The organism is Spirosoma sp. 48-14 (assembly GCF_001898575.1).
Taxonomy (GTDB): Bacteria; Bacteroidota; Bacteroidia; order Cytophagales; family Spirosomataceae; genus Spirosoma.
Genome location: NZ_MKUD01000037.1, coordinates 87,308 through 112,726 on the forward strand (window position 1 = coordinate 87,308; position 25,419 = coordinate 112,726).

The 25,419-nt window shown below is 48.1% G+C and carries 19 protein-coding genes; 14 read left to right on the top strand and 5 right to left on the bottom strand.

Annotated elements, in window-relative coordinates; translation table 11 throughout:
* Window positions 1-20: 20 nt before the first annotated feature.
* A complete protein-coding gene (locus tag BGO59_RS19275) occupies window positions 21-635 on the bottom strand; it encodes a trimeric intracellular cation channel family protein (RefSeq protein ID WP_293685757.1) in 615 nt (204 codons plus the stop codon).
* A 171-nt stretch (window positions 636-806) separates the two neighbouring features.
* Here BGO59_RS19275 and BGO59_RS19280 point away from each other — a divergent pair, with 171 nt between their 5' ends.
* Together BGO59_RS19280 and BGO59_RS19285 are read left to right on the top strand one after the other, a co-directional pair.
* Window positions 807-2,729, top strand: a complete 1,923-nt coding sequence (locus BGO59_RS19280; protein ID WP_293685759.1) for a DNA polymerase III subunit gamma/tau — start codon at window positions 807-809, stop codon at window positions 2,727-2,729.
* 200 nt (window positions 2,730-2,929) lie between these two features.
* Entirely contained in the window at window positions 2,930-3,448 is a 519-nt protein-coding gene (locus BGO59_RS19285) for a hypothetical protein (RefSeq protein ID WP_293685761.1), read from the top strand.
* A gap of 297 nt (window positions 3,449-3,745) precedes the next feature.
* Here BGO59_RS19285 and BGO59_RS19290 read toward each other — a convergent pair whose 3' ends face one another.
* Window positions 3,746-4,861, bottom strand: coding sequence for a hypothetical protein (locus tag BGO59_RS19290; protein WP_293685763.1), 1,116 nt, complete (start codon window positions 4,859-4,861; stop codon window positions 3,746-3,748).
* A 99-nt stretch (window positions 4,862-4,960) separates the two neighbouring features.
* On the opposite strand from BGO59_RS19290, the gene BGO59_RS19295 reads away from it, so the two are divergent.
* The 10 genes from BGO59_RS19295 to BGO59_RS19340 all read left to right on the top strand — a co-directional run bounded on the left by BGO59_RS19295 (window position 4,961) and on the right by BGO59_RS19340 (window position 14,026).
* The gene (locus tag BGO59_RS19295) at window positions 4,961-6,199 is read left to right on the top strand and encodes a pitrilysin family protein (protein ID WP_293685765.1); all 1,239 of its coding nucleotides are present in this window, start codon (window positions 4,961-4,963) and stop codon (window positions 6,197-6,199) included.
* A gap of 12 nt (window positions 6,200-6,211) precedes the next feature.
* Window positions 6,212-6,565 carry a nucleotidyltransferase domain-containing protein gene (locus BGO59_RS19300; RefSeq protein WP_293685767.1) on the top strand — a complete coding sequence of 118 codons (354 nt, stop codon included), beginning with the start codon at window positions 6,212-6,214 and terminating at the stop codon, window positions 6,563-6,565.
* Window positions 6,562-6,954, top strand: coding sequence for a HEPN domain-containing protein (locus BGO59_RS19305; protein ID WP_293685769.1), 393 nt, complete (start codon window positions 6,562-6,564; stop codon window positions 6,952-6,954). Before BGO59_RS19300 ends, BGO59_RS19305 begins: the two co-directional genes overlap by 4 nt.
* Complete coding sequence (gene ispF / locus BGO59_RS19310; RefSeq protein WP_293685771.1) at window positions 6,951-7,427, top strand: 2-C-methyl-D-erythritol 2,4-cyclodiphosphate synthase; 477 nt, start codon at window positions 6,951-6,953, stop codon at window positions 7,425-7,427. Before BGO59_RS19305 ends, ispF begins: the two co-directional genes overlap by 4 nt.
* Window positions 7,428-7,493: 66 nt before the next feature.
* Window positions 7,494-8,639: an amidohydrolase family protein gene (locus BGO59_RS19315; protein ID WP_293685773.1), complete on the top strand. Its 1,146-nt coding sequence runs from the start codon at window positions 7,494-7,496 to the stop codon at window positions 8,637-8,639.
* Between the two features lie 89 nt (window positions 8,640-8,728).
* A complete protein-coding gene (locus BGO59_RS19320; protein ID WP_293685775.1) occupies window positions 8,729-9,832 on the top strand; it encodes a mandelate racemase/muconate lactonizing enzyme family protein in 1,104 nt (367 codons plus the stop codon).
* 60 nt (window positions 9,833-9,892) lie between these two features.
* Window positions 9,893-10,453: a GNAT family N-acetyltransferase gene (locus tag BGO59_RS19325; protein ID WP_293685777.1), complete on the top strand. Its 561-nt coding sequence runs from the start codon at window positions 9,893-9,895 to the stop codon at window positions 10,451-10,453.
* 54 nt (window positions 10,454-10,507) lie between these two features.
* Window positions 10,508-11,791 (top strand): serine hydrolase, encoded by a 1,284-nt coding sequence (locus tag BGO59_RS19330; protein WP_293685779.1) that lies wholly within the window; start codon window positions 10,508-10,510, stop codon window positions 11,789-11,791.
* Between the two features lie 369 nt (window positions 11,792-12,160).
* Window positions 12,161-13,207: an aminopeptidase gene (locus BGO59_RS19335; RefSeq protein WP_293685781.1), complete on the top strand. Its 1,047-nt coding sequence runs from the start codon at window positions 12,161-12,163 to the stop codon at window positions 13,205-13,207.
* 30 nt (window positions 13,208-13,237) lie between these two features.
* Window positions 13,238-14,026: a DUF3108 domain-containing protein gene (locus BGO59_RS19340; RefSeq protein ID WP_293685783.1), complete on the top strand. Its 789-nt coding sequence runs from the start codon at window positions 13,238-13,240 to the stop codon at window positions 14,024-14,026.
* 128 nt (window positions 14,027-14,154) lie between these two features.
* Here the strand turns inward: BGO59_RS19340 and BGO59_RS19345 are convergent, their stop codons facing one another.
* The 3 genes from BGO59_RS19345 to dnaA form a co-directional block, all read right to left on the bottom strand.
* The gene (locus BGO59_RS19345) at window positions 14,155-18,351 is read right to left on the bottom strand and encodes an SdrD B-like domain-containing protein (RefSeq protein ID WP_293685785.1); all 4,197 of its coding nucleotides are present in this window, start codon (window positions 18,349-18,351) and stop codon (window positions 14,155-14,157) included.
* Window positions 18,352-19,020: 669 nt separating this feature from the next.
* On the bottom strand, window positions 19,021-20,058 hold the full coding sequence (locus tag BGO59_RS19350; protein WP_293685787.1) for a GNAT family N-acetyltransferase: 1,038 nt from the start codon (window positions 20,056-20,058) through the stop codon (window positions 19,021-19,023).
* A 73-nt stretch (window positions 20,059-20,131) separates the two neighbouring features.
* The gene (dnaA, locus tag BGO59_RS19355) at window positions 20,132-21,541 is read right to left on the bottom strand and encodes a chromosomal replication initiator protein DnaA (RefSeq protein ID WP_293685815.1); all 1,410 of its coding nucleotides are present in this window, start codon (window positions 21,539-21,541) and stop codon (window positions 20,132-20,134) included.
* A 304-nt stretch (window positions 21,542-21,845) separates the two neighbouring features.
* Between dnaA and BGO59_RS19360 the strand changes: the two genes are divergently transcribed.
* The gene (locus BGO59_RS19360) at window positions 21,846-23,165 is read left to right on the top strand and encodes a methylmalonyl-CoA mutase family protein (RefSeq protein ID WP_293685789.1); all 1,320 of its coding nucleotides are present in this window, start codon (window positions 21,846-21,848) and stop codon (window positions 23,163-23,165) included.
* Between the two features lie 3 nt (window positions 23,166-23,168).
* The gene (scpA, locus tag BGO59_RS19365) at window positions 23,169-25,343 is read left to right on the top strand and encodes a methylmalonyl-CoA mutase (protein ID WP_293685791.1); all 2,175 of its coding nucleotides are present in this window, start codon (window positions 23,169-23,171) and stop codon (window positions 25,341-25,343) included.
* The last annotated feature ends 76 nt before the right edge of the window (window positions 25,344-25,419 follow it).

Here is a 25,419-nt window from a genome sequence, read left to right on the forward strand (position 1 = left end):
AGGCGCACGACCCGTATGCGTCAATTCTGAATCCGGGGTAACGTCCAATCCTTACGAATGGCGATGAGCCGAAAGAGGGTAATCAAGCCTGCCGACAGAATGACGTTGAGGGTAGGATCGACGCCCAACCGCGCGTTTACCTGATAGAGAATCGCCCCCGATAAGCAGGGCGTCACATACAACTGTCGATCCAGAATGAGGGGCAACTCGTTAACGAACGTGTCCCGAATGACGCCACCAAACAGCGCCGTGATGATACCGAGCAGTATAGCAGCCCAATCGTTTACGCCAGCAAGTAATGCTTTTTGCATGCCCAGAATAGTGAAAAGGCCCAGACCGATGGTATCGAACAGCAACAAAGGCCGTCGGAAGGCACCCCGCCACCAGTTACGCCCCATTACGGCAATAATAACGCTGACGAAAATAACAATCAGATAGGCAGGATCACGTATCCAGGCAATCGGATGGGCTCCTATAATAACATCCCGAGTGGTCCCTCCACCCACAGCCGTCAGAAAACCAACAAAAAACAGCGCCACTACATCATGGTACATTTTCTTACTCAAAGCGGAAAGCGCTCCGGAAATGGCAAAGACACTTGTACCAACCAGATCAATGATATACCAGATAGTCATAGACGTACGAAGTCGTTCGGAAACAGCGCCAACGGTTTCAGTGGCGATCAATCCGCAAACTTACATTGGATCAGGTGGTATTGAAATTCCTGTGGGCAAAGCTTAGCTCAGCCTCCGCCTTCTTCACCAAATACCTTTTGCCTTTCCGCCCCCAACCTGCTAACTTGCAGTATGGAAAATTTCGTGGTCTCGGCCCGCAAGTACCGTCCGGCTACTTTCGACACCGTAGTCGGGCAAGAGCATATTACGACTACCCTAAAGAACGCTATCAAGACCAATCACTTAGCGTCGGCGTTTTTATTTTGTGGGCCACGTGGCGTTGGCAAAACGACCTGTGCCCGGATTCTGGCCAAAACCATTAATTGCCAAAACCTGACGCCCGAAGGCGAAGCCTGCGATACCTGTGACTCGTGCGTGAGCTTTACGCAGAATGCTTCGTTTAACATTCATGAACTAGATGCTGCCTCCAATAACTCGGTTGAAGATATACGCAATCTGATCGATCAGGTTCGTTACCCACCCCAATCAGGAAAGTACAAAATCTACATCATCGACGAGGTTCACATGCTGTCGTCGGCGGCTTTCAATGCGTTTCTGAAAACCCTGGAGGAGCCCCCCTCCTACGCCATTTTTATTCTGGCCACGACCGAAAAGCATAAAATTCTGCCCACGATTCTGTCGCGCTGTCAGATTTTCGACTTCAACCGAATTCAGCCGGGGCATATTTCTGCTCACTTAGCCAAGATTGCCTCGAAAGAGAATATTACCGCCGAATCCGAAGCCCTAGACTTGATCGCTCAAAAAGCAGACGGGGGGCTCCGTGATGCCCTATCGATGTTCGACCTGAACGTCACTTTCGCAGCCGACCGGGTAATTCGGTATAAGGAAGTGCTGGACAACCTGCATATTCTCGATTACGATTACTATTTCAAACTGACGGATTTACTGCTGGCCGGTAACTTGCCCCAGAGTTTGCTGACGGTCGATGAAATCCTCAGAAAAGGGTTCGACGGCCATCAGTTTGTGGTAGGCTTCTGCCGCCATTTCCGCGATTTGCTGGTTTGCAAAGATCCGGCTACGGTTCAATTGCTTCAGGTAACCGAAAACGTTCGGCGGCAATACCTCGACCAAGCCGCCAGAGCCCCCATGTCGTTTTTACTCTCGGCCTTAAGCCTGGGTGGTCAGTGCGACATGAACTATAAACAGGCTAAAGATCAGCGGCTACACATCGAGTTGTGGCTAATGAAACTGGCTAATCTGCGGAATGCGTTGAACTGGGATTCGATGCCAGAACTCCCGCTCAATGGAACGCATAACGGCGATGCTACTTCGTTAGTCCAATCGGGCGCTGAAAAAAAAAACGGCGAACCGAACCCCAGCCAGTCAGCAGCCAGTAGTTCAGACACCTCAACGAGTCCTGCCAGTCAGCCACTAACTACGCATCCCATTACGAGCGAACCCGTGAATGGCTACCAATCAGGCCCATCGATCAATGGTAATGGCTCATCGGTTGTAGAAAAAGCTCCGGCAAACGGGCATACGGCTCCGGTCACTGGAACGGTAACGGTAGAAGCCCAGACTCCTGTTGCCTCTAAACCTCAGTATGCCCCCCCGGCCCGACCAGCTAGCAGCCGCCTGCGTTCAACCGTCTCCTTAACGGCGGGTCCAGCATCAACAGCCACCGACACGGAGGAAATAGCCACGGTAAGAGCTCCCACCCGGCCCGACAAACCCTTCAATTTTGACGAATTGCGGGATCAATGGGCCACCTTCGCCCGATTGCGTCGACAACAGAACGACATCACTTCTGAACAGGTTGTATTGAACCGCGATCTGGTCCTGGACGGCACAACGATTCGGATTACGCTCGACAATACGCTTCAGGTCGATTTTTTAACGGAGCTAAAGCCTGAGCTACTAGGCTATCTGCGTCGGGAATTACAAAATAGCCAAATTCAGATTGAGCATCAGGTGGTTATTCAGGAAGTAAAGAAAATGATCTATAGTTCGCAGGATAAATACAACTACATGGCCGAAAAGAACCCCGCCCTGCACGAGCTCCGTAAAGTCCTGAATCTGGAAGTGGACTACTAAAGTAGCCCAATAACGGATAGGTTAGCAGCCAAAAGTAGTAACTCCAATTCCGTTTTATGGCTTGACGCATAAGGTAGGTTTAAATTGCTATTTCCGCGTCTACTACGACAGTAGAAATGCCATCATTAGATAGCTTGGAGCTAAAAGTTGCGTTCTGGCTGACATGGGGATTATGAGTATCAATAAACCACAACAACGATATGCCAAAGAGCACCTATCAAGATGCCATAAAAAATTTAGACTTTGCAAATGTTGTGCTTACCGAGTTACCCAATGAAGTTGGAAGCCGTATTAATGATTTGATCGCAACATTTCCCGATAAAGAGGATCAAATTATTGAATTGCTCCCTTATACAATTCGGCTGGTTTATGTAATCGGAGAATTAGAATCGGTTATCGGTAACGACGGCTTGTTATCTATATTTATTAACTATGACAAGAACCAAGTTGACCGGTTTGAAACGGCAGTTGAACAATCTAGCCATAAAAAGTACCTTTCGCTGTTCAAAAAAGCTCGTTCCTTAGCCGAGTCGAAATACCAGTTGAAGGATGGTATCAACTTGGCAGATGATTTGCCAGAAGCAGATATTGAAGAAGTATTCGGCTACAAAATAATTGACAAAATTGAAACCATTGAGGAACAGATGAACGAGCTACAAGATAAGGGTGAGTATTGGAATAAAATTGAGGCTCTGTATGAGAAAAGTCTGAATAAATAATGAGTTAGGCAGACTTTCCGTTGACAAAGGGCACATCCATAAGGGAAGCGGGGCAGCCCAACCACCACCGTGTTCGCGGGCGAACGAACCCGGAATAACTATAAAATTGAATTTTTATACATAATTGACTATCAGTAGCCTGCAATTATAAAGTACATACACATGAGGGGTAAAGGCAGGCGGCTATGTTTGGTAAGTTAGCTTGTGCATAAGGCCGCCCCTGTGGGTGATATAGGATATAGAGCGTATTAAACGTTCACTACCAGCAAATACATCATACATTCTATATCATACATCCTATTTATACGTTTTAGCCTCCTTGATCAACGACTTGTATTCCCCTATCGATAAAGCTTTTTTATAATACATTTTGGCTCGGTTCGAGTCGTTGTTACGAGCAGCAATTCGGGCCAGGCCCGCATAGGCAAAAGCCAAATACTCTTTTGTATAAGGGTCGTTGTAAGGCAGTTTGAGCGATTGATTATAATACTCAGCCGCTTCTTTGTCGTCTTTATCCAGGTGCTCGGCCAGCATACCCGAAAAGGTATGATACGCCAATGGAACCAGTTTATTGGGCATCTGCTTTAACCGTTGCACATACGGCCGGGCTTCGGCATAGCGGCCCGCCAGCAGTAACGACTCTGCGTAGCTCATGGCAAACAGCGGATTATTGGGGTACTTATCGACCAGATACTTTGTATATCCGGCAGCCTTTGCCGGGTTTGTTTCATGCTTCATCAGCAAATGCGCCAGATAATAATTGGCCACGGGTCGCATAAAAACAGCCTTCCGGGTAGCCACATCCATCTGACGAATACCCAGCGGAATATCACCATCAGCGAAGAAAACCATAAACGGCCGAACAATCGGGTGGTCGATAGGGTAGCGTTCGACGTAGTAGTTATAGAGGCCGGTGGTGAAATAAAAATCCGGGTTCTTTTCCATCAGCTTAAACCCATCACGCAGGTAACTATACGCCTTTTTCGACTCCCCAACGGCTTTGAGCGATTCCCCCTGATTGTTGTAGAGCATAGCCATATAACTATGGCAGGTCAGCATAAAGAAAATGGCTTCGGGATCATCTTCGTTTTTATCGAGCATTCGCTTCGATAGCTGCAAACCCTGCTCAACAGCCTGAACAAACTGAGCTGTAGCCGCTTTATTTTCGGCCAATGGCAGGTGCTGAATATCCAGTTGGGTGGCGCGTAAGACGTAGGCCGCCGGATTCTGTGGATAGCGGTTCTGTAGCTGACGGATCAGGGCATCCGACTCCGAAAACTCAAGGCTATAGATATGATCGAGGGCCTTCAGAATGGTTTGTTGAGCCAAAGGGTCGTTTATGGTCTGCGCTGGCGCCATCAGCGGGACTACAGCAACGAGCAGACTCAAAAAAATAGTTTTCAGGATGGACAAAGCTGTGGGTGCGGTTATGCCGTTTGATTCTATACAGTCAGAAGTGTACTTTTGTTCAATGCGCTTAACCAAACGAAGGTTAATTGCTATTGTTTAGCTATGATTCATTACGAAGAGTTTGTTCTGGATAATGGTCTGCGGGTATTCGTCCATGAAGACGAATCGACGCCGATGGCCGTTGTCAATATTTTATACAATGTCGGTTCACGCGATGAAAACCCGTCCAAAACGGGTTTTGCCCATTTGTTTGAGCATTTGATGTTTGGGGGATCACGGCATATTCCGGTTTACGACGAACCGTTACAGAAAGTAGGGGGCGAAAACAATGCCTTCACCAGCCCCGATATTACCAACTATTACATCACTCTGCCAGCCGCTAATCTGGAAACGGCCTTCTGGCTTGAGTCGGACCGGATGCTGAGTCTGTCTTTTGACCCACAAGTACTTGACGTACAGCAAAAAGTGGTTATTGAAGAGTTTAAACAACGCTACCTGAACCAACCTTACGGTGATGCGTGGCTCAAACTCCGGCCGCTGGCCTATCAGCAACACCCCTACCGATGGGCTACGATCGGGAAAGACATTAGCCATATCGAAGAGGCTACAATGGACGATGTCAAATCGTTTTTCTACAAATATTACCTGCCCAACAACGCCATTCTGGTCGTAGCTGGCAATGTGACTGTAGAGCAGGTCAAGCAATTGTGCACCAAATGGTTTGCTTCTATCCCGGCGGGGGAACCGTATTTTCGCCAACTCCCAGCCGAGCCTGTCCAGACCGAAGCACGTAAGCTGGAGACCGCTGCCAAAGTACCGCTCAACAGTCTGTACAAAGTATACCACATGCCTGGTCGCTTCGACCCTGGCTTTCATACGGCCGATCTGCTGAGCGATATGCTTGGCCGGAGTAAATCGTCGCGGTTGTACCAGAAGCTCCTGCGCGACAATCCGATGTTTAGCAGCGTAAACGCTTACATTACAGCCTCTATCGACCCAGGTTTGCTGGTCATTCAGGGCAATATCAATAAAGGCGTTTCGCTGGAAGAAGCCGATGCAGCCGTTGAAGCCATCGTTCAGGAATTTATTGACCAGCCCGTATCGGACGAAGAGCTTTCGAAGGTAAAAAATCAGGCCGAAGCGACACTGGCTTTCTCGGAAGTCGAGTTATTGAACCGCGCCATGAATTTAGCCTATGCTGCCAATGCCGGAAACCCGGATTTCGTTAATCAGGAAGCGGAACGAATTCAGGCCATAACTTCAGACGATATTCAGGCTTCGGCGCGTCAGATATTACGGAAAGAAAACTGTTCGACACTCTACTACCGGGTGGCCGAATAAACCAGCTTTTGTATGAACGCCACTTCGTTGCCACAGATACTCAGTCCAAACCAGCTACAAGCCTTATCGCAGGATGTAAAGCAGTCCCTCATGGAGCTTTATGGAGGCCGACTCAATCGGATCGTTTTGTATGGCTCCTACGCCCGTGGCGATTTCCATGCAGAGTCCGACGTAGACTATATGGTGGTACTCAATGATGAGGAGGTGAAACCAGGCCAGGAGATCCGTTACATGATTGACCGAGTTTATGATCTTTCCGATGCACATCATACGTTAATTTCCGTCAAACCGGCTTCGTTAAAAAAATACCTTCATTCCGACTTATTTCTTTACCAGAACGCCCGACGCGAAGGAAAAATAATATGAGTGGAAATGTGTATACGTATATGCTTCTGGCTGAGGAGTGCCTGAGAGATGCCCGGTATTTGTTACAGAACGAGAGTTACCGAAGTGCAACCGTACGGGCTTATTATGCTTATTTCGACGCTGTTAGGGCACTACTTGCCACCAAGAACATATCCAGCAAGTCGCACTCATCCATAAAAATGTTATTCGGTGAACACTTTGTTCAAACGGGTATTTTCGAACGAGCTGATGCTAAAGATTTTCACAAACTATTTTTGCTACGACAAAATAGTGATTACGATGCAGATGAGGAGATTACTGAACTAGACGCCCAAGATGCTGTCGAAACAGCATCCGAATTTATTCTTCAGGTCGAAGCCTATCTTCGGCAAACTAATTTTGTTTCATGAAAATTCGCGTAGGACAAGGGTACGACGTTCATCGGCTGGAGGAAGGTCGTCCGTTCTGGCTCGGTGGCATTCAGATTCCGAGTACGTTTGGGCCGGTTGGTCATTCGGATGCCGATGTAGTCTGTCATGTATTGTGCGACGCTCTGCTGGGTGCGGCCAACATGCGGAACATCGGCTACCATTTTTCTGACAAAGACCCACGCTGGAAAGGTGTCGATAGTAAAATTCTGCTGGCTGAAGTGCTGCGGATGGTACGGGAAGCTGGCTATGAAGTCTCAAACGTCGACGTAACCGTGGTGTTGCAGGAACCCAAACTAAACCCACACATACCAGCTATGAAAACTTGCCTGGCCGGAGTAATGGCCATTCCTGAAGACGATATTTCGATTAAAGCCACTACCTCCGAACACATCGGCTTCGTGGGACGGGGCGAAGGCATTGCAGCCCATTGTGTGGCGTTAATTTTTCGCTGATTTTTATTCGTATCTTGTTACCCGACGAATGAAGCCCCGCTTCGTCAACCTGATAACCTAATGAATATGACTTCTTCTTTACGACCAATTGTTGGCCAAGCTATCGGCTTTGCCTTCTCCCTGTTCAGTTTGTCGGTTATAGCGCAACCCAAACCGGCCGATATGCCGCTGGGCTTTGAGGAATACGACCCCGTTTCGACTCTGAAAGTCCCCGAACACAAGCTTACCCGATCTAAGTATCCGTTTATTGACGTACACAACCACCAGTTTCAGATGGACAAGGAGGATTTGCGTAAACTCCTCTCCCAGATGGACAGCCTGAACATGGGTCTAATGGTTAATCTGAGTGGACGTGGATTTGCCGATAACCAGACGGCAAGCACGAAATTCTTCGACGATGCTCTGACCAATATCCAGAAAACGAACCCCAAACGCCTAGTGCTGTTTACGAACATCAATTTTTCGAACGTAAACGATAAAGGCTGGACCGAACAGGCGGTCAAAATTCTGGAAGAAGACGTAAAAAAAGGAGCCAAAGGGCTGAAAATCTACAAAAGTCTGGGCTTCAGCGTTAAAGACGACAAAGGCAATCGGGTTCGGGTTGATGATCCACGACTTGATCCTATCTGGGCGAAATGTGGGCAGTTGGGGATTCCGGTACTGATTCATACCGCCGACCCCAAATCGTTCTGGGACCCGATGGACCGCTACAACGAACGCTGGCTTGAGCTTAAACTCCACGCCGGTCGCAAGCGGGGGCCAAATGATCCCGTACCCTGGGACCAACTGATTACCGAACAGCACAATGTGTTTCGAAAACATCCGAAAACAACGTTCATTGCCGCGCACATGGGCTGGTATCCGAACGACCTGAGAAAGCTGGATAGTCTGATGACTGTTTTCCCGAACATGAACGTCGAGATCGGGGCTGTCATCGCGGAGTTAGGCCGTCAGCCACGAGCCAGTCGTAAATTTTTCGAGAAGTATCAGGACCGGATTCTGTTTGGCAAAGACAGTTGGGTACCCAGTGAATACGCCACCTATTTCCGGGTGCTGGAAACCGACGACGAGTACTTCCCCTACCACAAAAAGTACCACGCTTTCTGGCGGATGTATGGCATGGGTCTGCCCGACGAAGTGCTGAAAAAAGTGTATTACAAAAATGCATTACGGATCATTCCCGGCCTGGACAAAAGCCAGTTTCCCAACTAATTTTTAAATGCAGAGGAGACAGAGATTTCACAGCGAGTACACTGAGAAAATTTCTGTGCTCGCTGTGAAATCTCTGTGTTTGAAGGGCAATGAAAATCACCGCCATCCACCTGTATCGCTACGACATTCCGCTGAAAGCGCCTATTGCCATTTCGCTAGGCACGATTGAGCATGCCCGGAACATGCTGGTTGAAATCCAGACGGATGAAAGCATTACGGGCTGGGGCGAAGGCTCGCCCTTCTGGATGATCGTTGGCGAAACCCAGGAATCAGGATTAGCAGCAGCCAAGGACATGGCCAAACTGCTATTGGGCCTCAATCCGCTCGATATCGAAGGATGCCTGACTACCATAACCCGCTACTTACCCGGCCATGTCACAACCCGCTCTGCATTCGATATGGCGTTGTACGACATTGCTGCCAAAGCGGCCCGAATGCCTCTTTATCAGTTTCTGGGTGGCTCGAAACGGCAGCTCGTTACGGACGAAACTATTTACATCAACGCGCCCGAACGCATGGTTGAAGACGCCCTCCGTATCCAGGCCAAGGGAGCAGATGCCATCAAAGTGAAGCTGGGCACCAATCTTCACGACGATATTAAGCGGGTAGAAGCCATTCGAAACGCCATTGGCGATACCATTCCCATCCGAACCGATGCCAATCAGGGCTGGGATGTGATAACCGCATCGGGCGTACTACGAGCCATCGGTAGCTGGAATGTACAGTACTGCGAACAACCCATTAAACGACATGATATTGCAGGTCTACGTCGAATCCGCCAAACCTCGACCGTGCCGATCATGGCCGACGAAAGCCTGTTCGACGCTACCGATGCGATTCGGCTGATTCGTGACGAAGCGGTCGATTATTTCAACATTAAGCTATCGAAAAGTGGCGGAATCTGGGAAGCACTTAAGATCAATGCCATTGCCGAATCGGCTGGTGTTCCCTGCATGATCGGTTGTATGTCGGAGTCCAGGCTGGCGCTAACGGCCAACGCCCATTTTGCATCCGCTCGTCAGAATGTGCGGTTTTATGATTTAGATGCCTGTTTCGAGCATGCCATCGATCCGATTTATGGAGGCATTACGTACAACGGCTACCAGATCGATCTACCCGAAACGCCGGGTATTGGTGCCGAAGTGGACACCGACTTTTTGAAAGGCTGCCAGAAAATAACAATCGAATTGTAACGCGGGAAGAAACCCGCAACTAGGTACTTCCAATCGCGGGCTCCCTCCCGCGTTACCTGTATGCAAATCACCACCGTCCAATCAGATGCCGACGTTCAGGGTATTCTGGCTCTTCAGCAAAAAAACCTGCGCAAAAATGTCCCGCTCCATGTACAGGTCGATCAGGGGTTTGTAACAGTTGAGCATGATCCGGTCGTATTGACCCGTATGAATGAATCGGCTCCCAGCGTCATTGCCAAAGATGGCGATACAGTTGTAGGATATGCGCTGACAATGCTGCCGGAATTTGGAACCGATGTGCCGGAGCTGCTGCCCTTGTTTGACCTGATCAACAACCTAACCTACGAAGGAAAACCTATACATGACTATGCCTGGTATGTGATGGGTCAGGTTTGCGTAGCCGATGGGTATCGGGGACAAAAAATTTTCGACCGGATGTTCCAGCATCATCGCGACGTATATGGCAATCGCTTTCGCCTGCTGATCACCGATATTTCGGCCAATAACAGCCGCTCCTTACGCGCTCACCACCGGGTCGGCTTCGAGTCGATTCACGAGTTTTATGACCCGGCCATTGGCGAAACCTGGGTAGTGGTAGCCTGGGATTTCAGAAAGGAGTAAATTGGCCGCTGAACAATGACCAATAGCCAGTCTGACGATTGGCCCAACTAAACCATGCGCCTGCTCATTCTCTTCGTAATTAGTGTCACCTCAGTGGTGGCCCAACCCTTACCCCAAACCTTCACCCCTGCCAAATCGGCCGCTGACGCGGGCTTTTCGGCCGACCGACTAAAACGGTTAGACACCTGGTTACAGGGCCTCATCGACCAGGGTATAGCACCTAATGCAGTTACATTTGTAGCTCATAAAGGCAAAGTAGTCCATTATAAAGCGTTTGGATACAGAAACTTAGCCAAGAAAACGCCGTTGCAACGCGATGACCTTTACCGAATTGCCTCGCAGTCGAAAGCCATCACGACCACCACATTGATGACGCTATTCGAGGAGGAAAAGTTTTTGCTCGACGATCCAATCTCAAAGTATATTCCTGCCTTTAAGAACCCGACAGTGCTGGTGCGGTACGATAAAAAAGACCCGGTTGGTGGCACCTACGAAACACGTCCGGCAAAAAGCGAAATTACCATCCGGCAATTGCTGAGCCACAATGCGGGTATTCCGTATGAACACCCCCTTGATGGCCGACCAGAATTTAAAGTACCTTTCTTCAATTCAATGGCGCCCGATAAACTCGAGGATGCGATCAATAAACTAGCCAAACGCCCACTCCTGCGCGATCCGGGGACCGACTCTACCGGCGCTGGATTTACGTATGGCCTAAATACCGACATCCTTGGCCGACTGGTCGAAGTCCTGTCCGGCAAACCGCTAGACGTTGCTATGCGGGAGCGCGTACTGGAGCCGCTGGGTATGACCGACACCTATTTTTACCTGCCCGACAGCAAAGCCAGCCGACTGGTCGAACTGTACGAAAAATCGAGTATGGATAAGCCGCTCACCTTGCACACAAACGAAGCCTATCGAAATTCGTCTATTTCAGGCGCCAAAACGTATTTTTCGGGAGGGGCGGGATTAATCAGTTCGGTAGAAGATTACGCCAAACTTTGCCAGATGTTGCTGAATGGCGGCACCTTCAACAACAAACGAATTCTGGGGCGTAAAACGGTCGAAATGATGCTTCGAAACCAGATTGGGGCTGCTGAAGTATGGGATCGGAAAGACAAATTTGGCCTCGGCTTCCAACTGATTACCGAGAACTCCCATTATGGTGATCAGGCGACACCCGGATCGTTTACCTGGGGCGGTATGTATTGCTCCGAATTCACCATTGACCCTAAAGAAGAACTTATCCTGCTCATTTTTACCAATGTGCAGCCCTACGCTTACTATAGTGATTTTGTGAAGAAATTTAGGATTGCCGTTTATCAGGCACTTGATTAACTGATTCTCAGCAAAACTGGGCAATAGAAATTGTTTTATCAGAGGGAAGATAGCTTCCCTCTGATAAGCAGATAACCATTAGCTACCAGCATGTAGCGTAATTTGGTTTACCTTTCCATGCTTAACCAATTTTGGTTTTTTATAAGCCTTTTTAGGTAGTAAATGGGTACTGTTTTTCATGGATTTAAATAGTTAAAAGTAAGTAAAGATGGGTATATCTAATGTTATCAGTACATATCCGACAACCACTTCGTTTGCAATAATAAGATTAATAAAGCGACATATACATTGACTTAATAAACTTATTTAGTAGAAGGTAACGTAAGCCAACAACTAGCACGTTAACTTATTAAAGCATGCTTCCAACTCATGATTAAAAAAATTGCTCTTATTCTTGTGGGGGTTTTGATAGTACTAGTTGTCTGGCAATGGGAACTGGTCAGTTATGGATGGATGCAGGCAAAAGGGCAAATACGTATTCTCTGGAACACGAAGCCCGTAGCGGAGATAGTAAGTGATCCAGCCTACCCCGATTCATTGAAAAAAGAAATAGAACTTATCCGAGAAATCAAGCGTTTTGCTATAGACTCGCTTGGTTTAGATAAGTCAGGCAGTTATGAATCGTTTTATGATCAGAAAGGGAAGCCAATTTTATGGGTAGTTACAGCTGCTGAGCCGTATCAACTCGTTGCAAAACAATGGCATTTTCCGATCATCGGCACCTTTTCATACAAAGGTTTTTTTGAAAAAGATCGTGCTGACTCAACGGTATCATCGCTAAAGCGGGAAGGGTTCGACACCCGGATTGGAGAAGTATCAGCCTGGTCGACATTAGGATTTTTAGACGATCCGATTCTGTCCAGCTTTCTGGACAAACCGATAGGTAGCCTGGCAGAATTAATTATTCATGAACTGACGCATGGAACGTTGTTCATAAAAAATAGTTTAGAATACAACGAAAACCTGGCTGATTTCGTAGGCGAATACGGATCATTACGATTTCTGGCTTATAAGTATGGGAAAGCCTCTGAGCCTTACCAGAACTATCTGGCCAGTAAAGCGTTTTACGAACGATACGATGAGCACATCTTGCGCGGAACCCGAACGCTCGATAGTTTATACCGGACGTTTAAACCCAAGACCTCAGTAACTATCAAAGATTCGCTGAAGTGGAAAACAATCCGGCAAATTGTGGCCTCGTCCGACACGATTACCGACCAACGAAAGGCACTAAGTGTACGTTCAATAAAAAAACGGAATCTTAGTAAACCATACTTACCCAATAATGCGTATTTTATTGGGTACTTAACCTATCGAAAACAGCAGAATCGGTTTCGGCAGGAGTTTGAAAACCGATTCAAAGGAGATTTTAAACGGTACTTGTCTTACTTAAAAAAGACCTATCCATCTTTATAACTGGAGCCCCGTATTCGGGCATTTGGTAGTATGAAGAAGTTACTGATCAGCATTGGTATTCTTTCGGTCCTGAGCACTGGCTTTATGGCATTAAACACTTATCGCCGTGTCGTCAATACGAGCTTTGGCCCCGGTGAACACCTCGAATACCGAGTCCACTATGGCTTTTTGAACGCGGCAGAAGCGATTGTCGACGTAAGCCCAACCTTATACAAAGTCAATGATCGCCCTTGCTACCGCGTAAATGTCGACGGTCGAACTGTAGGGGCATTCGATCTGGTTACCCGCATCCGGGATACCTGGCGCTCGTATATCGACACAGCCGCTATTCTTCCCCAGAAATTCTACACGAACCTTCAGGAGAACAGCTACCGGAAAGAGGAAAATATTACGTTTAACCACGAAACCAATACGGTAAAAGCCGAGGAACGCACCGAAAAGGATGTGTTTAAAGTGCCAGATAACGTACACGATCTCATTAGTGGCTATTACTTCCTGCGTACCATCGATTTCAATAAGATTGGTAATGGGCAAATCATTGAAGTTCCCGCTTTCTACGACGATACGGTTTACAATATGAAGGTTCGCTACCGGGGCAAAGCGGTTATTAAGACCAAACAAGGCAAGATCAATGTTATCAAACTAAACCCGGTTCTGCCTTCAAACAAGCTCTTTAAAGAAGAAGAGTCTATCCGTATCTTCGTTTCCGACGATCCGAATAAAGTGCCGGTAAAAGTAGAAGTTGATTTCTGGGTGGGCGCAATGGTCATGGATTTACGCCAGAACAGTGGCCTGAAACAACCTCTTAAGTTCTTCTGATCATAGTACTGCTTAGAACACGAAAGCCCTGACCATTCATACGGTCAGGGCTTTCGTGTTCTAAGCAGCGAGGCTATCTTACCTGTACCTCACTTTTGCCGTCTAAGGCAAACAGCTTTACCAATAAGTTACCGGCTCGGTTGCTTGACTTTTTTAATCAGTATAGGTAAGCACACACCCGTTGGGCATACACATGGCTGTATATCGACCGAGGTTTCGGCATAACAATCCGTTTCATTATAGATCCGTAGCCAATAAATACCTGGCAACTGGATTGGACTCAGTACACCATTTACAGGCAACAGCGTTTTACCAGACGTTACCGCTACGCCCGTATCGAATGAGCTTCCTTGAACCAATTCATAGGTTAAGGGACCTGTCGTTGTATTAGAAATATTATCTAAGACAATCGTGTATGACCCTGGTCCACTACAGTTGGAATAAATATTTCCGATCGTTGGCAACGGATTCACTATAACTGTGCCCTCAGTTGTTGCTGTACAACCACTACTAGTACCCACAACGGCTGTATATACCGTATTGCCTGCGGGCGTAATCGCAAACACACCCGTTACGTTCACTGTATTACCGGGCAGCAACGTATAACTACTACCACCTGTAGCAGTTAAACTGACGCTTTGCCCACTACAGAGCGTAGCGCTAGTCAGCGTAGCAATGGGTAACGAATTTACCGTCACGGTCCCTGTTGCACTAGCAACACAGCCACTTGCGTTGCCTACAAGTACCGTGTAGGAAGCTTGAGTAGTGGGACTTACTGCGAACTCACCAGTTGTATTCACGATATTATTGGGCAGCAGTGTGTAACTGGTTCCGCCTGTGGCAATCAGACTGACCGACTGACCGGTGCAGATCGTCGCACTACTTAACGTGGCTGTTGGTTGCGGGTTTACCGTAACACTAGCAACGGCCGATGTCACGCTGTTGCCAACGGTACAGGTGGCCGTGTACGTCAATACAGTAGGGCTGGTGATAGTAATAAGACCAGCCGTTGAAACCGTTACCGATGTACCACTGCCAGGTGTGGTTCCGGCCGACCAGTTGATCTGACCTGTAGCACACCCACTGGCGGTAAGGGTAGCTGGTTGCCCAGCGCAAACGGCGGCAAAGCTCACCTGAATATCGGCCGCTACCGTACAACTTGACGGTGCGGTATACGTCAGGCTAAATACCTGCCCTGCATAGCTCGCACTCAATGAATGAGGCCCTGACCCCGATGGGAAACCACTCAGTGAGAAGGGTACAGAAACATCTCCTACCGTTATGGGTACATTAGCAGTTACACCTCCATCGGTCAGAATAGCTGTATCGGTTATTGAATTACTGAGCGACATTATGCCGGTAAGCGTGTACTCGTTGGTGAGTGTATTACACGTGCCGGGGGTTACGGCCAGTCCGATCGTTGGTATGCAGTTATTGTAGGGCAGGAAAGCCGGAACAATCTCATAACAATACGGCCCATTGTATACAATGACCGAATAACTAGTACCACTGCTGCTAATGGGATTAGCCAACCCTGTATAGCTAACACTTCCACTGACAACCGCACGACTGTTAGCAACCGGAGTATAGGCGGGTGGTATAGTGGTGGTATACAAAAAGGTTTTGTCCCCATTTTTTATACCACTAACAATAATCTGCGCATCACTATTGGCAGTAATACTGCTGACCGGGCAAGTGGCAGGCGTTACGGATACGCTCGCTACAGAAGTTGGCAGGCAATAGAAACCAACGTCGAAACTATGATCTACAGTACCGCTATAGCTGGTTGTGATACTGATTGTTGGCGCCGTAAAGCTAGCGAATGGCGTTATCTGAGCATCCGAATCATTCAGATCATTTCGATTGCCACCCGTTGCATTAGCTACAGTCAGATGATACCTTCCACCACCCGCTGTCAGCAACGTATCCGCAAACTGCCCTCCTGCACCAAACGCAATCTGATACGATGAGTTGGGTAAAAGAGCGGTTGTTGAGCCAGGTACGGTTGATGAAGTGGGTGTGTAGGTAAAATAATATTCGCCAACCGCATCGGTCGTAGTTGTTGCAATCACATTCCCACTCTGTAACAGGGCAACATTAACGCCGGGCAGACCAACTTCATCTGGGTCCTGTTCACCATCGTGATCGCTATCAAGCCAGACCCGGTTACCAACCTGCAAATACGTCGGCAAGTCACAGGCAAGTCCAACACCACCCAGGCCCGTAGCTTTGCCCAGTGTTCCGCCATCGCCATCGACCGTTCTGTAGACCACAAATGAACTGGTTGCGTTATCGCCTGTGGTATGGGTTCCCGTTGTATTACTCAGAAAACGCAACCCACCCGACCAGGACTGATTATTGAGCGGGTCCATGGTTGAAGCGACCACCTCACCCGACCCCGGTCGGATGGCCAGTGCACCATTGGCATTTTCGGAGTGCACCAATCCTTGTCCCGCATAATAGAAGTCGTCGTTGTAAAACTCACCCCCACCTGGCCCCTGATTGTTATTGGTACTCGAACCTACGTTTGGCCCAGCCTTACCACCGTTTTCCAGGACAAATGTGCCATTACTAAAATAAGCCCTGAGCAGATCTCCGCCACTGATATTACTGTAATGCTCTGTATCACTGGCATTATCGCTAAAATTCTGGAACCCAAGTTGCAGCCCCGAGCGGTCCGTGAAACCCAGTACCATAGACCCATCAATATCAAACTCAATACTGGCCAGAATAGGCTGCGGGTGCATAATAAAAAGCTCTCCCGTATTAACGACCACAAAGTTGGAAAAGGAGTCTTCCCAGGGGTACCAGCCTCGTATACTGAAATCCGTACGATCAGGGGAGCCTTTCGGGTAGGTCAGCGGAAAATCGAATATAATCTGGTAGGTCCCCCCGCTGCCCAGACTATTACCTGTACCGGGTGTATAGGCATACACGATAGCTCGCAGATCACTCTTGTTTTTACTGGCAGATGCATCGCAAACAGCGCCTACATATACCTTACCCTGATAGGTTTTTAACCCCCATATCCGGCGAATACCACTCGTACACACATTATCATCCGGCAACGGGTGCGCAGCCCAATCGCTGGGGCCGGGTGTCCCTGAAGCAGGTACTCGAAGCGAATATAATTTCCCATCGTGCAGATTCGTAAACCACAATAGTGACCCATCTTCGGCAAGGTCCATATCGCCAATACCTGTTTTTCCGATCGCTGTGAATGCATCAGGGTCGTGGCTGGCGGCAACGGGCAACCCTTGCAAACCCCGCGCATTATTGGATGGAATTGTCCCTAAATCGATGCCTAGCGTGGTCAGGTCTACATATGGACTTGTACTGGCAGTACTTAACGCTGTCGGGTCCGACATGTCCGTAACATAAATACCCCCCAAACCACCAGGCCCCAGCCCCACATGCCGACGCAGCACCGCACTCGTATATAACCGTTTGGTAAACTTACTGTACGTAGTGCCCCATAAAGACCCAACCTGGCTTGCCGTAGCGAGTGGTTTCATCACATTCATGTCCTTATTGCCACGCGAAGAATACGGAAAAGTAATGAGCGCATCCAGAGTACCCGATACAGAGCCATTCGTTAAGGGATCACCATTAACAAAACAGGGAAGCATAATCAGGGGATCGGTCTGGCAGTATTCCTGCGCATTGAGCACCCCCAAATCAACCTGACAGTCGGGTGCATCAATAAATTGAACCGTAGTGCGGCCGTCTGCCCCGTTTGGAGTTCCATTGCCAGCATAGGTTGGTATATTACTAAATTCGACCCGAACTGGATACTCCGACTGAGGAATAGCAACCGTATACTTGCCAATCGAGTCAGTCGATGTTGTGTAAATGGCTCCCGATTTTGTAATGGCCCGGACAGCAATATCAGGCAACCCGGTTGCTTCTCCACTCTGATGAATACCATCTGCATTAAAGTCCTTGAAAACAGTCCCACCCAGACCTAAGCAGGCAAGTGGAGGGCAGGCAGTAGGCTTCGTGATCGTTTCAGTTACCGAACAGTTTGTTCCGCCCGCATTATAGGTAACAACTACAGTAGCGGGGCTTCCATCGGCATCAACCTGAAACGCAATTACCTGCGGTGTATGCACATCAGCATTGGTAGCGGTCGAAATAGCGCGGGTAGTAAAGGTCTTCGTGTCACCACCCAACTGAACCGTAACCACACCGCCATCGGGAATATTCGACCAACCAATCTCAGCACTAATGGTTACTTTACTGACTCCGCTGACGGAATAACAACCTGTTTCACTAAGGCGCAAAGCCAATCCACAACTATTATCGCCAACAGTTGCGGCTTTCATAGAAGGCTTGTCGCTACTCGTTTTAGCGCCATCCGGACGATCTGTCTTGTCTACGTACCCTTGCAAGTGCTTCGGTTCTATTGTGGCTGTTCGATCATAGGCTGATGATGACACTGCCGTTGTATCCGAATGCAAAAAAAACAGTAGTTGAAGTGAGATAAGAATAAGTAGTCTTAGTAACATTCCGTCTGAGCTAGAAGGTAAACAATAAATTATTTACTTTTTAAGGATACTTCTAGTATACTAATGACCGACTCAACAGTAGATTAATTATTCATGTATCAGAGAAAATAAAAAATAGACTGTCAACTTCAGTACACAAGAAATAACCTATTACCAGTTTGGCAACATTTGTACCATCCAGCCCTATACAGACATTATTGATTCTTGAAAATGATAAATAACAGAGGCAGTTTATTAATCGGCGTATAACTCTATAGATAACCTTTACCCACAAAAATCACACCATTTTATAAACTAACTTAACGCTATATTTTAATAATAAAGTTACCTTAAAGGAAATATTCATACTTTTTAGTTAGTCAATACAAAATATTAAATACTTTTTTAGTAACCATACCAACCAATAAGACCACATAAACACACCCAAAAGCCATTAGTTATTCATACAGCTGTCTGCTAATTGTTTTTTCAATAAACTCAGCAGATCTAAAACGTAACTTTCCCAATAGCCAGAATAAGGCGATTAATGCTACCCTTTACGCAATTTCGCAGACCAATAGCTACCTGCTCAAACTTATGTAGACGATTCCAACGTACCGACTGAAAGGATTGCTCTATGGCCCCAAAGCGCTGATAGAAATTGCGAACGGATGGTTTATCCGGGCTTTCAAAATCGAATAGCCATGATGTTCCATCCTGTCTGCCCTCTGTATTGTCTTGAATCATCCGATCAATCAGAATTGTACGGGCATTGCCTTTCCGGCCCGCTTGCGATGCTGCATTGAAAAGATAAATGATACGCCCCCCTTCCTGAGCAAACAAGGTCCCCGCTTCGATATGCCCATCACGGACAGCGTATCGAATGTGCCCACAATTGCGCTGAATCAGCTCATGCGAAAGATTTCTGAGTATGTCATAGGCCCAATCAGGCACTCCTCCATCCATCAGCCAGGCATGATGCAACCTGAATAACTCCAGAAGTGGCTCCGGGTCCGACGAGTCTACCAGTATCCAGTTAGCAGCCTCTGCCCGGTGTACATTCGTTTTACGATCGCGCGAATACTGGCTATACACGGTCTTGTAATCAGACGCCAACCGCAAAACGTGTGTAGATGATTGCCGAACCGTATCGAAACCGTTTAATTCATGAGCTGGATGACATATGGTATAAATCGCCCCGTAGCTAAATGAATCGGTCAACAGCTGAAAAAACGGACGAGTATCCAGCCTGGTATCTAGACTGAAAATAGCCAGGAACTGGCAGAAAAACGGCTGATGTACTACCCATGTATAAGGAATTCCGGCCACCCATTTCCGGCGTAACGGAACCGGCATAACCGCCTGGTACTGGCCTGTATCATCTACCAGGACAATGCCCATCCATGACCACCGGGGCGATGGTAATACAGCATCCAGATACCATGAATAGCCATAAATAATCCGCTGCGAAGAAGCCGCAACGCAGGCATCCCAGGCCAGAACGTCGATCTGTTGGCGAGAGACCAGTTGGGGATTGTTAGACAAGCTGATGAACGATGTTACAAGACGCCCTATTAGACGTCAGAGGCTCCCTCTCGTCAGTGCTCTACCCGAAGGATTATTTAAACTGAGCTTTCAGTTTCTCGATCATATCGCGGGTTTCGGCATGTTTGGCCACCAGATCACTAATCGTTTGAATGGCATGAATAACGGTACTATGGTCGCGGCCCCCAAAATGATATCCAATAGACTTAAGCGACAAGTCCGTTTTTTCTTTAGCCAGATACATGGCCACCTGACGTGGATGAACCAGTTCCCGCTTCCGGCTTTTCGCTTTCAGATCGGCAATAGTCACGTTAAAATAATCGGCAACCGCTTCCTGTACCGAGTCGATGGTCACCTCCCGGTCTGAGTCGACAACAATATTTCGCAGCGTCTGCTTGGCTAACTCAAGATCAATATCGCGCCGATTCAGAGAAGCCTGTGCCATCAGCGACACAATAACCCCTTCCAGCTCACGCACATTCGTATTGACACTATGAGCCAGATATTCAATCACATTATCGTCGATATAAATACCTTCCGTCTGAAGCTTTTTCTGGATAATGGCGATACGGGTTTCCAGGTCAGGCGTCTGCAAATCGGCCGAAAGCCCCCATTTAAAGCGGGAAAGTAGTCTATCCTCCAGCCCATCCAGTGCACGCGGGGCCCGGTCCGACGTCATAATAATCTGCTTGCCCGACTGATGCAGGTGATTGAAGATATGGAAGAAAATTTCCTGGGTCTTTTCTTTCTTCTGCAAAAACTGCACATCGTCGATCACCAGCACATCAACCTGCATGTAGAACGACGTGAAATCGCGAATACCATCAGTCCGCACCGCATTCAGAAACTGGTTCGTAAACTTCTCCGACGTAACGTACAGCACAAATTTATTATGACTGTTATTCTTGATATAATTCCCGATGGCCTGAACCAGGTGGGTTTTCCCCAGCCCTACACCGCCATAAATCATCAGTGGATTGAAGGAGGTAACCCCAGGGCGCTCGGCCACTGCATACCCGGCCGAGCGAGCCAACCGATTACAGTCGCCTTCCACATAATTCTCGAAGGTATAACTCGGATTCAGGTATGAATCAAGCGTTAATGAATCAAGGTCTTTAAGCTGGAACGGGCTTTTAAGAATATCGGGGTTGACGTTGTCGGGCTTAGCCGTTTGAGGGCTTTTGGTAGTAGGCACATTAACCGTTAGCGGTCGATTCTGCTCATTCCCCTTATCAACAATAATTGAATACTCTAACTGACCTGTAGGCCCAATGGCCGTATCGAGCGCCTTACGAAGCGCATGCACGAAATTCTCTTCCAGCCATTCGTAAAAGAACTCGCTGGGCACCTGAATGGTCAGAACGTTCCCATTGAGTCGTAAAGGCACGATGGGTTCAAACCAGGTATTAAAACTTTGTTCGGGAACAATTTCCCGAATAACGTTCAGACAGCGATTCCACACCGTCGTTACTTCACGCTGCATGCCTGTCTGAGTGGTTACATTCACGAGAAACTAGTTGTATTACGGTTGATGCCGCAAAAAAAGGAGACAAATATGGAGAAAAAATCTGATCAGACCATGCAGGCAAATGTATGATTTAGGTCAGCTTCGTTCCTCTTTCTGTAATGTTAAGCTAAAATTAAGGGATTCAGCGCGAACGTCAAGGGGGTAGCGAAATCCCTTTGAATAATGCAACGGGCTCCTATATCAGTGAGTTAAAAACGCATGCCTTTCCCGAAAAGATAAAAACGTTACTTTTACCAGCGTATCGTCTTAATCGTATTCGATGGGCTCTTTTTTTTCATCATCTTTCCCCCTGGCCGACCACTCAGCCTGGCTGGCGCAGGTTCAGCGGGAGCTTAAAGACGCTGGCGCTTACGAAAGTATACGCTGGCATACCGACGAAGGGTTTACGCTGGAACCATACTACACCGCCGATGATCTGAACTCATTGCCACTCAGTCTGATTCAGGGTGCACAGAAGCAGCTACCCGGCTGGATAAATGCGCCTGAATACATTGGCTCGGATGAAAAAACGACAAATGCGGTTCTCAGAGACGCACTCACCAAAGGGGCAGACGGATTGATTGTTCGGTTACCAGCAAAACCTGACCTGTCTCAATTGCTAAACGGCATAAAGCTTACAGAAACACCTGTTTATTTTGCGTTTCAGCCGGGACACACTCCGAAAGAAATCGTCGACGTTATCCAAAGTCTGAAAACCATTGCTCCCTACCAACTCAAAGGGGGCATACTGACAGATACCGGCGAAGCTACCAGCGCAATTACGCGTTTAGCAATCGATTCTCCACAATTCTATACGGTTGGAGTGAGCAGTCGCGCTTTTCATAATGCAGGTGCTACAGCCACACAAGAGCTGGCGTTCACGCTGGCTTCGCTGGCCGACCGGTTTGACCAACTCACCGATGCAGGCTTACCCATCAACCAACTGGCTCAAAAACTGATCGTTTCCGTTTCGGTCGGAACCAGCTATTTTGTAGAGATCGCCAAATTAAGGGCTTTACGAGTACTCGTACAACGCTTTTTTCGGTATTATCAGGAAGCGACTACGACCGATCCAATTCAGATTCATGCCCGCACCTCTACGTTTTACGATTCTACGGCAACCACCTACACCAATATGATACGAGCGACTACCGAAGCGATGGCTGCGATCATCGGAGGGTGTGATGTGCTAAGTATTCACGCATACGATACGGTGCTGAACCAGCCCAGCGAATTTTCGGAACGCATTGCCCGTCATGTATCAATCCTGCTGAACGAAGAAGCACATTTAGGTAAAGTAGCTGACCCCTCAGCTGGATCGTATTATGTCGAAAATCTGACGTATCAACTAGTCGAAACGGCCTGGGCGCTTTTTGTAACTGTCGAAAAGCGTGGTGGTTTGGCCAAAACAATGGCCGATGGCTATGTACAGGCCGAGCTGGAACGATCGTACCAAACTAAAGTCGAAGCGATTAAAGATGGATGCGTGCTGGTGGGCGTTAACAAATTTCGTTTTGACGAGCCAACAACCCAATCTCAACCCATTCGTAGTGAAGGCATGGGAGTAGCAGAAAAAAGACTGGCCGAACCTTTTGAGTAAACCATGAGACCCGATTTTACCCATAACTTTCAGGAAGAACCGTCGAACGTAACACTACTGTCGGCTACGAAGCCTCAGTCTCCACGCTCCGTGTTTTTTACCACGGCTGAAGGGATCAAGCTTAAGTCCCGGTTTACGGCTATAGATACTAACACCCAATACGTTTCGTCGGCACAGGCTGGTATCCCCCCCTATCTACGCGGCCCCTACGCCAGTATGTATGTTCGCCAACCCTGGACGATCAGGCAATATGCCGGTTTTTCAACCGCCGAAGCGTCGAACGCGTTTTACCGACGGAATCTGGCGGCTGGCCAAAAAGGGTTATCGGTCGCATTTGATCTGGCCACGCACCGCGGATACGATTCCGACCACCCGCGCGTTGTAGGCGATGTAGGCAAAGCGGGCGTAGCCATCGATTCGGTCGAGGATATGAAAATTCTCTTCGATCAGATTCCGCTCGATCAGATGTCGGTATCCATGACCATGAACGGGGCCGTCATTCCAATCATGGCCTTTTACATCGTTGCCGCCGAAGAACAGGGTGTTCCACCCGAAAAACTATCGGGCACCATCCAAAACGATATTCTGAAGGAGTTTATGGTGCGGAATACCTACATCTATCCACCAGAACCGTCGATGCGCATTGTGGGCGATATTTTTGCCTATACGTCAAAGTATATGCCCAAGTTTAATTCCATCAGCATCAGTGGGTACCACATGCATGAGGCCGGTGCGCCCGCACACCTGGAATTGGCCTACACGCTGGCCGATGGACTGGAGTATATTCGAACAGGGTTGAAGGCGGGAATGAATATCGACGAGTTTGCTCCCCGGCTGTCGTTCTTCTGGGGTATCGGCATGAACCATTTCATGGAAATTGCTAAACTACGGGCTGGCCGACTACTCTGGGCGAATATCGTCAATGAATTCGCCCCTAAAAACCCAAAATCACTGGCATTACGAACGCATTGTCAGACATCTGGGTATAGCCTAACTGAACAGGACCCATTTAACAACGTCGCCCGGACCACGATTGAAGCCCTGGCTGCTGTATTGGGTGGCACACAGAGCCTACACACCAACTCGCTGGATGAGGCCATTGCGTTACCCACCGATTTTTCGGCCCGGATTGCCCGCAACACCCAACTCTACATCCAGCATGAAACCAACGTTACACGGGCCATCGATCCTTGGGGAGGTTCGTACTACCTTGAATTCCTGACCAACGAGCTGGCCGAAAAAGCGTGGATATTGATTCAGGAAGTGGAGCAGCTTGGTGGTATGACCAAAGCCATCGAGACCGGATTACCCAAACTTCGGATCGAAGAAGCAGCTGCCCGCAAACAAGCCCGTATCGACTCAGGTAAAGACACGATTGTTGGCGTCAACCGTTATAAATCCAGTTCCGAAACAGCCATCGAATTACTTGATATCGACAATAAAGCCGTCCGTGAATCGCAGATCAAACGGCTGAACGAATTAAAGGCCAAACGAGATCCGCAAAAAGTAGAGCAGGCTCTGGCAGCTATAATTGGAGCAGCTTTAATCGCTCCCAACCCCTCTTCAGAAAACCAGAAAAGCGAAACAAACCTCCTTGCTCTGGCAGTTGACGCAGCACGGGCGAGGGCTACACTTGGCGAAATTTCGGATGCTATGGAAAAAGCGTTTGGCCGACATAAGGCTACCATTCGAGCTGTATCAGGCGTTTATTCAGCCGAAGTCTCTGACGACGAAAACTTCCGCTTAGCCCGTCAGATGAGTGATCAATTTGCGGAACTCGACGGACGACGTCCACGGATTCTGGTTGCCAAAATGGGGCAAGATGGTCACGACCGGGGAGCGAAGGTCATCGCTACCAGCTTTGCCGACCTGGGTTTCGATGTCGACATGGGGCCGCTATTCCAAACACCTGCCGAAGTCGCTCGTCAGGCTGCCGAAAACGATGTGCATATTGTGGGCGTATCGAGTCTGGCAGCAGGCCACAAAACACTGATTCCGCAACTGATTGAAGAGCTCCGTAAAATTGGTCGCGACGATATTATAGTCATTGCCGGTGGCGTCATTCCTGCCCAGGACTACCAGTTTCTTTACGACGCTGGTGTAAAGGGGGTTTTTGGCCCCGGAACGGTTATCTCCGTAGCTGCCCAAAAAATTCTGACGGAGTTGATGAACGATTGAAGTAAGAAATTAAACTGTCTAAAATGTTTTGCAGCAGGCATAAAAAAACCACTTAGTAATTATACTAAGTGGTTAA

What these genes read in the sequence shown, in the direction of transcription:
- BGO59_RS19275 (WP_293685757.1), bottom strand. Translation starts at nt 635, where the DNA reads ATGACTATCTGGTATATCATTGATCTGGTTGGTACAAGTGTCTTTGCC.
- BGO59_RS19280 (WP_293685759.1), top strand. Translation starts at nt 807, where the DNA reads ATGGAAAATTTCGTGGTCTCGGCCCGCAAGTACCGTCCGGCTACTTTC.
- BGO59_RS19285 (WP_293685761.1), top strand. Translation starts at nt 2,930, where the DNA reads ATGCCAAAGAGCACCTATCAAGATGCCATAAAAAATTTAGACTTTGCA.
- BGO59_RS19295 (WP_293685765.1), top strand. Translation starts at nt 4,961, where the DNA reads ATGATTCATTACGAAGAGTTTGTTCTGGATAATGGTCTGCGGGTATTC.
- BGO59_RS19300 (WP_293685767.1), top strand. Translation starts at nt 6,212, where the DNA reads ATGAACGCCACTTCGTTGCCACAGATACTCAGTCCAAACCAGCTACAA.
- BGO59_RS19305 (WP_293685769.1), top strand. Translation starts at nt 6,562, where the DNA reads ATGAGTGGAAATGTGTATACGTATATGCTTCTGGCTGAGGAGTGCCTG.
- ispF (WP_293685771.1), top strand. Translation starts at nt 6,951, where the DNA reads ATGAAAATTCGCGTAGGACAAGGGTACGACGTTCATCGGCTGGAGGAA.
- BGO59_RS19315 (WP_293685773.1), top strand. Translation starts at nt 7,494, where the DNA reads ATGACTTCTTCTTTACGACCAATTGTTGGCCAAGCTATCGGCTTTGCC.
- BGO59_RS19320 (WP_293685775.1), top strand. Translation starts at nt 8,729, where the DNA reads ATGAAAATCACCGCCATCCACCTGTATCGCTACGACATTCCGCTGAAA.
- BGO59_RS19325 (WP_293685777.1), top strand. Translation starts at nt 9,893, where the DNA reads ATGCAAATCACCACCGTCCAATCAGATGCCGACGTTCAGGGTATTCTG.
- BGO59_RS19330 (WP_293685779.1), top strand. Translation starts at nt 10,508, where the DNA reads ATGCGCCTGCTCATTCTCTTCGTAATTAGTGTCACCTCAGTGGTGGCC.
- BGO59_RS19335 (WP_293685781.1), top strand. Translation starts at nt 12,161, where the DNA reads ATGATTAAAAAAATTGCTCTTATTCTTGTGGGGGTTTTGATAGTACTA.
- BGO59_RS19340 (WP_293685783.1), top strand. Translation starts at nt 13,238, where the DNA reads ATGAAGAAGTTACTGATCAGCATTGGTATTCTTTCGGTCCTGAGCACT.
- BGO59_RS19345 (WP_293685785.1), bottom strand. Translation starts at nt 18,351, where the DNA reads ATGAAAGCCGCAACTGTTGGCGATAATAGTTGTGGATTGGCTTTGCGC.
- dnaA (WP_293685815.1), bottom strand. Translation starts at nt 21,541, where the DNA reads ATGCAGCGTGAAGTAACGACGGTGTGGAATCGCTGTCTGAACGTTATT.
- BGO59_RS19360 (WP_293685789.1), top strand. Translation starts at nt 21,846, where the DNA reads ATGGGCTCTTTTTTTTCATCATCTTTCCCCCTGGCCGACCACTCAGCC.
- scpA (WP_293685791.1), top strand. Translation starts at nt 23,169, where the DNA reads ATGAGACCCGATTTTACCCATAACTTTCAGGAAGAACCGTCGAACGTA.